Origin of the sequence: Actinoplanes awajinensis subsp. mycoplanecinus (assembly GCF_001509495.1) — a bacterium.
GTDB classification, from domain to species: Bacteria; Actinomycetota; Actinomycetes; order Mycobacteriales; family Micromonosporaceae; genus Actinoplanes; species Actinoplanes palleronii.
On the sequence record NZ_LLZH01000314.1, the window covers coordinates 19,407 to 31,115 of the forward strand.

Genomic DNA, 11,709 nt, shown 5'->3' on the forward strand with positions numbered 1-11,709 from the left:
CCCCTCAGCCGAGCGGCCAATGCCGCAGGGCGATGTCGGCCACCAGCTGGAGCTCCGCCCGCTCGGCGCCCCCGGCGGCCTGTACGGCGATGCCGTTGGACACCGCCATCAGGTATCGCGCGAGCTGATCCGCGTCCGCCCCGGCCGGCAGGTCGCCCTCGTCGATCGCCCGCTGCATCCGCTCGCGCAGCACCGTGATCCCGTCGTTGCGCCACACCGCCAGCGCCTGCTGCGCGCTGCGACCGGCCTCGCCCGCCGCCAGGGAGCCCTGGACGCCGAAGCAGCCGGCCGGGCAGCCCGGCAGGGTCGTGGTCCGGACCGAACCGTTCAGGAACGCGGTGGCCACCTCCCGCGCCGTCGGTTCCTCCATCGCCCGCGGCACGTACGCCGCGGGGCCTTCGGAGTAGCGCTGCAGCGCCTTGCGGAACAGGTCCTCCTTGTTGCCGAAGGCCCGGTACATGCTGGTCCGGGTGATGCCCATCGCTTCGGTCAGGTCGTCGAGGCTGGCGCCTTCGTAGCCGTTCGCCCAGAAGACCAGCAGCGCGCGTTCGAGCGCCGCGTCGGCGTCGAACGCCCGTGGCCGGCCGATCGGCGTCTTCCGCTTGGTGTCCACGTCTCGAGCCTACTCCTTCGGTACCGATCGGTGCGCTAGTGGTACGGTCCTCTTCGGTACCAACCGGTGCCGAAGTTTCAGGAGGTAGAACCATGGGTCAGTTCGAGGGCAAGACCGCTGTTGTCACCGGTGGCAGCAAGGGGATCGGCCTGGCCGCCGCGCAACGGCTGGCCGCGGACGGCGCGCACGTGTTCATCACCGGCCGGCGCACGGCCGAACTCGACGCGGCCGTCGAGACCATCGGCGCGGCCTCGGCGACCGCCGTGCCCGGCGACATCGCGAACCCGGACGACCTGGACCGGCTCTACGACGCGGTCCGGTCCCGGGGCCGGGGCCTGGACGTGCTGTTCGCCAACGCGGCCGCCGCGGCGTTCGCGACCCTGCCGGAGATCACCGAGGAGCACTTCGACCGGATCTTCGGGGTCAACGTGCGGGGCACGGTGTTCACGGTGCAGAAGGCGCTGCCGCTGCTCAACGACGGCGCATCGGTGATCCTGAACGCCTCGGTGCGGGCCGGCGACGGGGTCGCGGCCTTCGGCGCCTACGCGGCGTCCAAGGCCGCGATCCGGTCCTTCACCCGGACCTGGGCCAACGAGCTCAAGGACCGGAACATCCGGGTCAACGCCATCTCGCCGGGCACCATCGACACTCCCGGGCTCGACGGCGTGGTCGCCGGCCCGGACGCGGCCGCCCTCAAGTCGCAGTTCGCCGACGGCATCCCGATCGGCCGCATCGGCCGCCCGGACGAGATCGCCAACGTCGTGGCGTTCCTCGCCTCCGAGCAGGCCAGCTTCTTCCTCGGCGCCGACCTGGTCGTCGACGGCGGTGAGATGCACATCTGACCTACGAACTCCGGCCCAGGATGCCGACGCTCAGCGCCGCCCGGCGGACAGTGCCACCAGGAACTGCCCGCCGCCCGCGTCCACGTTCGCGGTGACCGGCAGCCCGGGCACCAGCCGGGAGAACCGGTCCACCAGCCAGTCTGCGGCCTCCTGAGCGTCCTTCTTGCTCGGGCAGCGAGCCACCAGCTCCCGCCCGCCCTTGCGCTCCAGCCGCTCGGCGACCGTGATCAGCGGCGCCGGCTCCACCACGTGCAGCCGGTCCGGCCACGCGATGACCACCTTCACCGCGCCCTTGCGGGTGTTGCAGGCCCGGTGCGCGAGCCGCTCGACGACCTTGGCCTTCCGGTCCGCGGTGCGGGCGTCGACGCTCGGACCGCGCGGATCGTTCACCGGCATGTCGGCGTCGACCGGCTCGTCGCACACCCAGCAACGCCAGCCGTCCCGCTTCGCCACATCATCAAGAAGACTCACCCGGACAAACTACTCGCTCGCTGCCGCGAGGCCGCGCGCGCGGCTTTCACCGCCGCGAGCGCGGCTTCAAAAGGCTTTCCCCGCCGCGAGCACGGCTTTCAAAAGGCTTTCATCACCGCGCGCGCCGGTGCGGGCCGAAGATCACCGGTACGCCGGGTGAGTACAGCACGCTGTCCGGTGGTGTGCTGATCCCGGGCAGACCGGCCGCGGCCAGCAACGAGTCGTCGAGGTCCAGCAGCTCGGCGCGGTGCAGCGGCCAGCGCGGATGCTCGTTGGCCAGGTGCCGGGTCCGCCCCCAGGCCCGGGTGTGCAGTCCCCACCGGGCGGTCACGAAGTGCTCCACCGGACCGGGCGTTCCGATCGGCGCGCCGACCCGGATCCGCATCCGGTTCGTCGCGGTCCGCGGTCCGGGCCACCGGCGGCGCGAGACGTAGGCGATCTCGTCACCGGTGCGGGTCATCCGCATCCGCGCCCACATGTACGGCAGTTGCAGACTCACCCGCGCCACCAGCACCGGGACCAGTCGTTCCGCCTCGAGCGAGCGGAACACCACCGCGCGCCGGCCCTGCGCGTCCACGCTGTAGAGCCGCACGTTCGTCTCGCAGAACGTCCCCAGGTACGGCACGCCGGGGCTGCCCAGGAACCCGATCCCCTCCATCCGGAACCCGATCACCCCGGCGTACGTGACGCCGTCGATGACGTCCGGGACCGTGCCGGCCGGCAGCAGCGGGGCGACCCGGTCCGGATCCACCGCCCAGTGCAGGAAGGCCAGGTCGGTCCAGCGTTGCCCGAGCACCGCACGCGCCACCGGCCGTACGGTCTCCGCGGTGATCTCCTCGACGTCCACCCCTCTATGCTGCCCCGGTGACCTGGCTTCCGTACGACATGGGTGTTCTTGCCGCGCTGCGCGGCGACCACGAAGCGGCGCGCGAGCACCTGGCGGCAGCCGGCCCGGACGATCGTGCGCTGCTGCTGCTCGGTCAGCTCGGCGGTCCGGACGACAGCTATGAGCGCGCGGCCGAGCTGGGCAACGCCGAGGCCGCCTACAACCTGGGCGCGCGCCGGGCGATGGCCGAGGACTGGCCGGCGGCGCTGCGCTGGTACGAGCGCAGCGCTGAACTGGGTGAGCCGGGTGCCCGCCGGATGCTCGGGATCATGTACGCGACCGGGCAGGGTGTGCCGGTCGACGACACCGTGGCCGAGGCGTACTGGCGGGCCGCTGCCGACGGCGACGAGCGGGCGTTCCGCGATCTGGGCACGCTGTTCGGCTATCACCGCGACGATCCGGCCGAGGCGGCGCACTGGTTCCTGAAGGCCGGCCAGGCCGGCGACCCGACCGCGCCGAGGGAGCTGAAGCGGCTCGTCCCGCGCCTGAACCGCGACGACCGCCGGGCCCGCACCCTGCTCGGCGTGATCCACGGTTTCCACCTCGACGACCGGGCGACCGCGGTCAAACTGCTCACCGTCTCCGCCGGCGAGGGCGACCCGATCGCCCAGCGCAGCCTCGGTTTCCTGGTGCAGGGCGAGGACCCGGACCGGGCGGCCGCGCTCTACCGGTCCGCGGCCGAGGCGGGCGACACCATCGCCGCGTTCAACGTCGCCCTGCTGGCCGGTCCGACCCCGGAGGCGGTGCCGTGGTTGCGGATCGCCGCCGAGGCCGGGATGCCCGATGCGTACCCGGTGCTCGCCGACCGGCTCAGCGAGCAGGACCGCGACGAGGAGGCCCGGTCCTGGTACCTGAAGGGCGCCGAGGCCGGCCAGGTGACGAGCATGTTCGCGCTGGCCGCCTGGTATCGCGACGGTTTCGGCGGGCCGGTCGACCTGGTCCAGGCGCTGCGCTGGTACCTGACCATGCTCCAGCACGGTTCCGGCGACGGCGTGCACGAGATCCACGGCTTCGTCGACCGAATGACCCCCGACGAGATCCACGAGGCAGGTCGGCTCTCCGGCCGCTACGCCGAGGCCGACCTGCTGGCTTCATAATTCAAAACCCTTTTTGGGTACGACCTGAGCACCCGCCCGGGCGGGTGCTCAGGTGCGTCAGCGGTTCAGCCAGCTCTGGTCGGACGGGCTGACCTCGGTCCGCTCGGCGACCTTGCGCACGTCGTCCAGGGTGAGCCCGGCGCCTTGGCCGACCACCGTCATCACCCGGCCCCCGCCCAGGTCGACGACCAGGTAGATCAGGCCCTGCCCGGGCTCGTCGGTCCGCACCGGATGCCGGGCCGGGTGCCCGCCGACGGTGAGCTGCTCCCCGCCGGACGGCGCCTCGGTGCTGCTGCCCACGGTCACCGACAGCTGCCCGCCGGCGCCTTCCTTGGGCTTGCCCGTGCTGCCGAGGCTGAACGCGGACACCTGAGCGCGCCAGGCCGCCGCGCTGGTGCCACTGACCGCGACCGAGTTGGCGGTCCATCCGGTCGGCAGCCAGCCCAGCCGCACCGGCACCGGGGACAGCCCCGCGTCGGTCCGGACCGAGCGGGCCGTCCGCAGCAGGTCGGCCTTGCTGACGGCCAGCCGGTTCAGCGAGACGGACAGCACGGTCCGCTCGTCGACCGGCCAGGTCACGTACGCCTTCGCGTCGCCCTTGACGTTGACGTACTCGCCCTCGGCGCCGTTGATGTCGACCGCCTCGCCGGTGGTGTCCCGGTTCGCCCCGTAGCCGGGTGCCACGGTCCGGACGTTGAGGCTCAGCGCCGGGCCGTCCCATGGATCACCGGCCACGGCCTGTTTCTTCCACACCCGCACCAGCCACGGTTCGGCCGGCGCGGCTCCCGGCTCGGCGGCGACGTGCTGCCGGATGCTCTCGGTCAGCCCGGCCGGCACCCAGCTCGGCCGGTAGCGCAGCTCGATGTTCTGGGGCAGCGTCCCGGCCGGCACCGGTGCGGCGGACGCCCCCGTGGACGGCGCCGCGGTGCCGGCCGCGCCGGTCACCGTCGTGCTGGTCGCCGGGTCGCCGCCCCGCAGCGCCAGTACCGGCACGGTGATCGCGGCGGCCACCGCCGCGGCGGCGACGGTCGCGCCGAGCAGGCCGTACCGCTGGCGGCGCCGCACCACCGCGGCCCGGCGCGGCAGTGCCGACCGGATGCGGTCGGGTGGCACGGCCCGGTCGGCCTGGTGCTCCTGCGCGGAACGGATGAGGTCCTCGATGTCCCTGCTCACGGCTGCTCTCCGGTGGTCACGAGCGAGGCCGGCAGTGCACCCTGGAGGGTGGCCAGCGCACGCATCAGGTGGGTACGGACGGTGACCGTTCGACAGCCGAGCATCTCGGCGATCTGCTCGACGGCCAGGTCTTCGTAGAAGCGCAGGGCGATCACCGCGCGCTGCCGGGGTGGCAGCCGGGCGATCAGGCGCAGCATCGCGTCCCGGTCGTCGCGTTGCGCCAGCTGGTCGGGCGCCGCCGGCAGGTACCCGTCGAGGGTCTCCACCGAGACCGGGATCGACTGGGCGGCCCGGCGCCGCCGCCAGGACAGGAACTCGTTGACCACCATGCGCTTCACGTAGAGCTCCGGCGCGTCCATCCGGCCGATACGCGACCAGCGGGCCTGTGCCCGGACCAGCACGTTCTGCGTGATGTCCTCGGCCAGGTGCGGATCCCAGGTGACCACTGTCGCGTAACGCACCAGGGTGCCCAGGCGGGCGGATACGAACTCTTCGAACGTCACGACGAGCAAACGCCTCCAGCGACCCGTTCTGTTGACATACCCACGCCGCTGATTCTCCGGGGTGTTGCCTAAGCTCGTCGATGGTCACGCCACTGAGGAGATCCGTGCAGGTCGAAGTGCAGAGCATCGTCGCGTTCGCCACCAACGGCGTGGGCTCGGCCGGGAATCCGTTCCCGCTGAGTTTCAGCCTGCGCGAGTCGGCCGGGTGCTGGTCGGTGCAGGCGACCGCGGCCCGGGCCTCGGAACTGGCCGACCTGCTGATCCCGGCCGGGGTGGACACCGTGCTGGTGGCGGATCTGTACACCAACAGCTGGTTGACCAACGACATCAAACCCTGGACGCCGGCCGGGATCGCGGCGATCCGGGCGACGCCGTGCACGGTCCACGACTTCAGCGGCCTGGCCACGATGGGACTCAGCGCCGAGGGCCTGGTGATGCCGCCCGCGTCGCTGCTCCAGTTGCTCGACGGCGGCTGGGCGCCCTACCAGATGACGGTGGTGGGTCTGCCGGGCTCACCGAGCGCCGACCGGCTGGACGAGATCGGGCTGGCGCTCGGCACCGCCCGCTGCGACCGGCCGGTCCTGCCGACCCTGCCCGGTTGCACGCTGCACTACACCGGCCACGACGACTGCTACGTCACCGTCGAGTCGACAGATCCCGCGGTCGTCCCGGCTGTGCTGGGCCGCCTGCTCGCGCTGCTGGTCGGGTCCCCGCTGACCGAGCAGGGACCGGTCGTGGTGCAGCACCCGCCGGACGCGATGATCGCGGAGCTGCTGGCCGGGAGCCCGGACTGGATCGGCCACCTGGCCGGCGACCACACGGTGCACCTGGCCGTGACCAGCGGGCCCTGGCGGCTCGCGGACCCGATCCCGGACCGGGTGGACCGGGTCGCGGTCTACTCCCCCGCCGACGGGACCTGGCGCCTCCGCTGAGCCGTGAAACAAGCCCGCCGGTCGTGGCGCCTCAGCTGAGACGCAGCAGCAGCAGTGCGGCGGTGGCGGTGACGAGTTCGCCGAGGGCCAGGCTCAGCCAGATGCCGGTCGTGCCGGTGTGGCTGAGCGCCAGCAGCAACGGCACTTTGATCAGCAGGAGACTGCCGACCGAGATCAGGTACGACGGGCGGGTCCGGCCCAGCGACTGGAAATACGCCGAGACCAGCGGGGCCACCCCGGCAACCGCGACGCCCAGCGCCACGATCCGCAGCGCCCGCACCGCCACCGGGGTGATCACCGGGTCGTCGACGAAGATCCGGATCAGTGGGCCGGCGACAACGATCAGCACGAGGGCGGCCACCGTGCCGTAGGTCAGGCTCGCGCGCAGCGCCAGCACCCGGGCGCGACGGACCCGGGCGGGCTGGCCACGGCCGGCGTTGAACCCGACGATCGGCTGCAGGCCCTGGCTGATGCCCAGCTGTGGCATGAACACGAAGGTCTGCAGCCGTACGCAGACCGCGTAGGCGGCCAGCGCCACCGCCCCGGCGACCCCGCCGAGCAGGTTGTTGACCAGCACGGCGAGCAGCGTCGTGCCGAGCCCGGCCAGCAGCGACGGCGCACCGACCCCGAGCAGCGCGCGCACGGTCGGCGCGTGCGGGCGCAGGTCGGCACGGCGGATCCGGTACGGCCGGTCGCGCTGGACGAAGAAGAACCACAGGCTCATCCCGGCCGAGGCGGCCGTGCCGGCGATCGTGCCGAGGGCCGCCCCGCGCACCCCGAGGTGCAGCCCGAAGATCAGCAACGGGTCGAGGGTGACCTGGATGACCACCCCGATCACCCACTGCCAGGTGGCGAACCGGATCCGCCCCTCGGCCCGGACCACCGCGGTGAAACCGGTGGTCAGCAGGGCGCCGGCGAGCAGGACCATCGCGTACGCCCGGGTGTCGTCGCGGGTCGCGGCGTCCGCGCCGAGCGCGCCGACCAGCGGGTCCAGTCCCAGCAGCCCGGCCACCGTGATCACCGACGCGGTCAGCCAGAACAGCACGAGCGCGTTGCCGGCCGCGCGGGCGGCGCCGGCCGGGTCGCCCGCGCCGAGCCGGCGCGACACCAGCGACGCGCCGCCGGTGCCGACCGTGCCGGAGACTGCGCCGAGCACGAGCAGCACCGGCGCGGCCAGGTTGACCGCGGCCATCGCGCCCGGGCCGACGCCGTGACCGACGAACCAGGCGTTGGTCAGCGCGTAGACGCCGTAGACGCTGACCGAGACGGTGGTCTGCGAGCAGGCCTGCCAGAGCAGCGGTCCGACCGGGCGGGTGCCGAGCGCGTCGGTCTGACTCAGCTCGTTCCCCGATCGAACAGGGCCATTGATTCGTCCAGGCGATCGCGGGCCCAGTCGTAGTTGGCGGTGCCGGGGAAGTTCCGGTACGCCGTCTCGATCGTCATGATCAGCACCAGGTAGAGGCAGTACAGCCGGCGGCGGACCCGTTCCGGCTCGGTGGCCGGGCCTCGGCCGTAGCCCTCGATGAACGCCGACGCGTCGCCGAACGCGGGCAGTTCGCTGCCGGTGAAACCCGCCTCGATCAGCGGGTCGCCGTAGAAGGCGCGTTCGTGGTCGATGATCGCGACGATCGCACCGTCGCGGACCATCACGTTGCTGTCCCACAGGTCCCACTCGACGAACCGGGGCTCGGTCACCTCGTCGAGGCACCCGGCGTTCGCGGCGATCACCGCGCGCACCGCGGCGTAGTCGTGGCCGAGGTCGACCGCCCGGCGCTCGCCGTCGCGGAGCACACCCTCGATCATCGCGAGGAAGGTGGCCCGCCAGGTGGATTCATACGGGCCGCCGAGCGGGCCGAACCCATCTCCGGCAATGGTGTTGAGGTCGCGATTGAGCGCGCCGAGAGATTTGTTGACCGCGGCCCGCTCCTCGGGGGTCTGCTCGAGCAGGCCGAGGTTGTCCGCGTCGAAGTACGGCATGACGAACCAGTCCGCGTCGCACAGCTCGTGGCTGCGGTCGGCGAACTCGACCTGCGGCACCGGCACCGTGGTGTGCGCCCGGATCAGGCCCAGCGCGGCCAGCTCGGTCGCCATCGCGCCGCGCTCGTAGGTCATCACCTCGACGGCCGGCGGCGGGGCGATCTTCAGGACCACCTCGCGGCCGGAGCGCAGCCGGATCCGGTAGGCCACGTTGAACCAGCCGTGGCCCAGCTCGCTGCACCAGTGCGCGCCGGCCGGGACCTCGGCGGCACCGTAGGCGCGCTCGATCATCGCGAGCAGGACCGCCGGGGTCTGCCGGTTCTTGGTGATGCTCTCCATGGGCGCGAACCCCTCTGCTCAACCGGTTGAGAGCGCTCTCTCACTGTTGGCCAACGTAGCGGCTGTCACGTCGTACCGGAAAGGTGTTAACCGGTTTTGATGGTGTTGCGGCGACCGCGTTCACGCTGACGACGACGAGGATGCCGAGCCAGACGTGTGGCGGCGGGACCTGGCCGAGCAGGATCAGGCCGGCCATGGCCGCGAAAACCGGGTGGATGCTCATCACCACGCCGAAGAACCGGGCCGGCACGCGGCGCAGGGCGAGCAGATCGGCCGCATAGGGAATGACCGAGCTGAATACGCCGGCACCGATCGCGAACAGCAGCGCGGCGCCGGTCAATCGCCCCTGCCCGATCAGCCAGGCCAGCACCGGCAGGTAGAGCAGCACGGAGACCGTGGTGGCCGCGGCCGGTGCCTGCAGACCGGGCAGCCGGCCGCCGAGCAACCGGTTGAGCAGGATGTAGCCGGCCCAGCAGCCCGCCGCGACCAGCCCGCACCCGATGCCGAACCAGTCACTGCCGCCGTGCGGGACGTTCACCGACGCGGCGACCGAGCTCGGCACGTCGCAGGCGGCGGTGTCGCGGGCGGTGGCCGCTCTGGAGGAGTCGCTGGGTGTGCGCCTGCTGCAGCGCACCACCCGGCAGGTGAGCCTGACCGACACCGGCACGCAGATCCTGGCCGGCGCCCGGCGGATCCTCGACGAGCTGGCCCACCTGCAGCGGATCGCCGCCCGGAACGCGGTGCACGAGGTCCGGATCGGGTACGCGTGGGCCGCGCTCGGCAAGCACACCCGGCGGCTGCAGCGGGCCTGGGCGGCGGCGCGGCCCGGCATCCCACTGGTGTTCGTACACGCCAACACGGTGACCGCCGGGCTGAGCGAGGGCGTCGCCGACATCACGGTGCTCCGCAAGCCGCTCGAGGATCCGCGGTTCGCCACCGCCCGGATCGGGTCGGAGGCCCGGTACGCGGCGGTCGCCACCGACAACCCGCTGGCCCGGCGGCGCTCGCTGCGCCTCGCCGACCTGTCCCGCTACCCCGTCGCGATCGACGCCCGTACCGGCACCACCACCCTGGACCTGTGGGAGCCGGAGCCGCCCCCGGCGACGGTCCGCGCCACGCACGGGGTCGACGAATGGCTGACGTTGATCGCCGCGAACCAGGCGGTCGGGGTGACCTCGGAGGCGACCGCCCACCAGAACCCGCGGCCGGGCGTGGCCTACCGGATGCTGCGCCACACCCCGCCGATCCCGGTCTGGCTGGCCTGGTGGCACGACGCTCCCCCACCGCACCTCGACGACCTGATCCACCTGAGCCGCGCCGCCTACGGCGCGGCTCTCTGACCCCCGCGACGCCGCCCGGGTCAAGGCCGCTGCGCGACCCGCGGTCGCCGGCTGGTGCTCAGGGGTGTCTCAACGGGGTTGAGACACCCCTGGAAGCCAGCCTCGCGTAGCTGTCCCCGCCGTGGCCGGCCGCGACGGCGCGTTCGATGATCGACCGCACGGCCTGCTGCGGCGCGGTGTCCAGGCCGTGTACCGCGGCCGCGTCGATGACGTGGGAGACGGCGGACCCGGCCGAGGCGAGGCTGGAGACGTCGGCCGGGAACGAGTCCGTGGTCAGCTGCTCGGCGAACCGGTCGGCCATCCCGGGCAGCAGCGCGCCGATCCCTCGCGCGAACCGGGCGAAGTCGGCCGGGGCGATGCCCTCGGCACCGGCCAGCGCGAACGCGTGCGCCAGCCCGCCGACCGCCATCGTGAACAGGTCGAGCAGCGCCATCTCGTAGGCGGCCGCGGCACCGATCTCCGCACCGAGGTGGATGCTGCCGCGCGGGAGCACGGGCCGGCACCGGTCGAAGAGCGTCCGGGGACCGCTGCAGAGGATCGCCGCGGCCGGTGTCCCGATCGTCGGCGCGGGCGTCAGGATCGCGCCGTCCAGGTAGTCGATGCCCTGATCGGCGGCCCAGGCCGCCATGTCCCGGGCCTGCCCGGCGTGGCCGCTGCTGAGGTTGACCAGGGTCCCGGCCACCGGACCGGTCACGGTCGCCCGCACCGCCGCATAGTCGATCATGCAGGTGATCACGACCGGCGCCTCGCGGGTCGCGTCGGCCGCGGTCGGCGCGAGCATCGCACCTTGTTCCACCAGCGATGCCGCCTTGCCCGGCGAGCGGTTCCAGACCACCGTGCGATGCCCGGCGGCGAGGGCGGCGGCAGCCAGTGCGCGGCCCATCGGCCCGAGTCCCAGTACGGCGATGTCACTGTGTCGTGTCACGCCGGTGACGCTAAACCTTCACGTTGACGTGAGAGTCAAGCCCTGATCTGCTCGTGGACATGCGGATCAGCGAACTGGCCCGGCAGGCCGGCACCACGCCACGCGCGCTGCGCTACTACGAGGAGCAGGGCCTGCTGCACCCGGCGCGGCTGGCCAGCGGCTACCGCCAGTACGACGAGCAGGCGCTGCGGGCGGTCCGGCACATCCAGCTGCTGCTGTCCGCGGGTCTGAACACCACCGCGATCGCCGAGATCCTGCCGTGCATCCCGGACGACGTGACCGTGCTGGCGCCGACGTGCCCGGAGCTGCTCGACGAGCTCGCGGCCGAACGTGCCCGGATCACCCGCTCGATGCAGCAGCTCGGCGCCGCCCGCGACGTGCTGGACCGGCTGCTGCAGAACGATCCCCGCTGACGGAAGCGCGGCGCGCCGGGCTGGTGCTCAGGGGTGCCTCACCGGGGTTGAGGCACCCCTGAGCACCAGCCGGAGAACCTGGCGGCGCGCAGCGGCCGGGAACGGGGACGGTGTCGCGCGAGACCACCACGGGACTCGGCTCGTAGCCTGCGGGCGAGCGCTCCGTATACGTACCAAATAAGGGTCGTAAGCCGGGAA

General features: G+C 72.6%; 14 protein-coding genes. 5 read left to right on the forward strand and 9 right to left on the reverse strand.

Annotated features, from left to right (window positions below):
• Positions 1-4: 4 nt before the first annotated feature.
• Entirely contained in the window at positions 5-613 is a 609-nt protein-coding gene (locus ADL15_RS40785) for a TetR/AcrR family transcriptional regulator (RefSeq protein ID WP_067703618.1), read from the reverse strand.
• 92 nt (positions 614-705) lie between these two features.
• Between ADL15_RS40785 and ADL15_RS40790 the strand changes: the two genes are divergently transcribed.
• Positions 706-1,455, forward strand: coding sequence for an SDR family NAD(P)-dependent oxidoreductase (locus ADL15_RS40790; RefSeq protein WP_067703622.1), 750 nt, complete (start codon positions 706-708; stop codon positions 1,453-1,455).
• A gap of 30 nt (positions 1,456-1,485) precedes the next feature.
• Here the strand turns inward: ADL15_RS40790 and ADL15_RS40795 are convergent, their stop codons facing one another.
• Both ADL15_RS40795 and ADL15_RS40800 read right to left on the reverse strand, forming a co-directional pair.
• Positions 1,486-1,926 (reverse strand): hypothetical protein, encoded by a 441-nt coding sequence (locus ADL15_RS40795; RefSeq protein ID WP_067703625.1) that lies wholly within the window; start codon positions 1,924-1,926, stop codon positions 1,486-1,488.
• Positions 1,927-2,038: 112 nt separating this feature from the next.
• Positions 2,039-2,773, reverse strand: coding sequence for a YqjF family protein (locus ADL15_RS40800; RefSeq protein WP_067703628.1), 735 nt, complete (start codon positions 2,771-2,773; stop codon positions 2,039-2,041).
• A 17-nt stretch (positions 2,774-2,790) separates the two neighbouring features.
• Here ADL15_RS40800 and ADL15_RS40805 point away from each other — a divergent pair, with 17 nt between their 5' ends.
• Positions 2,791-3,909 carry a tetratricopeptide repeat protein gene (locus tag ADL15_RS40805; protein WP_067703631.1) on the forward strand — a complete coding sequence of 373 codons (1,119 nt, stop codon included), beginning with the start codon at positions 2,791-2,793 and terminating at the stop codon, positions 3,907-3,909.
• Between the two features lie 57 nt (positions 3,910-3,966).
• Here the strand turns inward: ADL15_RS40805 and ADL15_RS40810 are convergent, their stop codons facing one another.
• Both ADL15_RS40810 and ADL15_RS40815 read right to left on the reverse strand, forming a co-directional pair.
• On the reverse strand, positions 3,967-5,082 hold the full coding sequence (locus tag ADL15_RS40810) for a hypothetical protein (protein WP_067703639.1): 1,116 nt from the start codon (positions 5,080-5,082) through the stop codon (positions 3,967-3,969).
• Entirely contained in the window at positions 5,079-5,585 is a 507-nt protein-coding gene (locus ADL15_RS40815; RefSeq protein WP_067703720.1) for a SigE family RNA polymerase sigma factor, read from the reverse strand. Before ADL15_RS40815 ends, ADL15_RS40810 begins: the two co-directional genes overlap by 4 nt.
• A 104-nt stretch (positions 5,586-5,689) precedes the next feature.
• Between ADL15_RS40815 and ADL15_RS40820 the strand changes: the two genes are divergently transcribed.
• Positions 5,690-6,517: a hypothetical protein gene (locus ADL15_RS40820; RefSeq protein WP_067703643.1), complete on the forward strand. Its 828-nt coding sequence runs from the start codon at positions 5,690-5,692 to the stop codon at positions 6,515-6,517.
• Positions 6,518-6,548: 31 nt separating this feature from the next.
• Here the strand turns inward: ADL15_RS40820 and ADL15_RS40825 are convergent, their stop codons facing one another.
• The 3 genes from ADL15_RS40825 to ADL15_RS40835 are packed head-to-tail and all read right to left on the reverse strand — an operon-like array spanning position 6,549 to position 9,371.
• A complete protein-coding gene (locus ADL15_RS40825; protein WP_232344866.1) occupies positions 6,549-7,910 on the reverse strand; it encodes an MATE family efflux transporter in 1,362 nt (453 codons plus the stop codon).
• Positions 7,853-8,833: a phosphotransferase family protein gene (locus tag ADL15_RS40830; RefSeq protein ID WP_067703646.1), complete on the reverse strand. Its 981-nt coding sequence runs from the start codon at positions 8,831-8,833 to the stop codon at positions 7,853-7,855. The genes ADL15_RS40825 and ADL15_RS40830 overlap by 58 nt, the downstream gene beginning before the upstream one ends.
• Before the next feature lie 40 nt (positions 8,834-8,873).
• Positions 8,874-9,371: an EamA family transporter gene (locus tag ADL15_RS40835; protein ID WP_198171237.1), complete on the reverse strand. Its 498-nt coding sequence runs from the start codon at positions 9,369-9,371 to the stop codon at positions 8,874-8,876.
• Here ADL15_RS40835 and ADL15_RS40840 point away from each other — a divergent pair.
• Positions 9,334-10,173 (forward strand): LysR family transcriptional regulator, encoded by an 840-nt coding sequence (locus tag ADL15_RS40840; protein WP_067703656.1) that lies wholly within the window; start codon positions 9,334-9,336, stop codon positions 10,171-10,173. The genes ADL15_RS40835 and ADL15_RS40840 overlap by 38 nt on opposite strands.
• Positions 10,174-10,231: 58 nt before the next feature.
• Here the strand turns inward: ADL15_RS40840 and ADL15_RS40845 are convergent, their stop codons facing one another.
• Positions 10,232-11,098 (reverse strand): NAD(P)-dependent oxidoreductase, encoded by an 867-nt coding sequence (locus ADL15_RS40845; RefSeq protein WP_067703661.1) that lies wholly within the window; start codon positions 11,096-11,098, stop codon positions 10,232-10,234.
• Between the two features lie 59 nt (positions 11,099-11,157).
• On the opposite strand from ADL15_RS40845, the gene ADL15_RS40850 reads away from it, so the two are divergent.
• Entirely contained in the window at positions 11,158-11,511 is a 354-nt protein-coding gene (locus tag ADL15_RS40850; protein WP_067703731.1) for a MerR family transcriptional regulator, read from the forward strand.
• The last annotated feature ends 198 nt before the right edge of the window (positions 11,512-11,709 follow it).

Coding starts and splice junctions, on each gene's coding strand:
- ADL15_RS40830 (WP_067703646.1), bottom strand. CDS start 8,833: ATGGAGAGCATCACCAAGAACCGGCAGACCCCGGCGGTCCTGCTCGCG.
- ADL15_RS40840 (WP_067703656.1), top strand. CDS start 9,334: ATGCCGAACCAGTCACTGCCGCCGTGCGGGACGTTCACCGACGCGGCG.
- ADL15_RS40790 (WP_067703622.1), top strand. CDS start 706: ATGGGTCAGTTCGAGGGCAAGACCGCTGTTGTCACCGGTGGCAGCAAG.
- ADL15_RS40850 (WP_067703731.1), top strand. CDS start 11,158: ATGCGGATCAGCGAACTGGCCCGGCAGGCCGGCACCACGCCACGCGCG.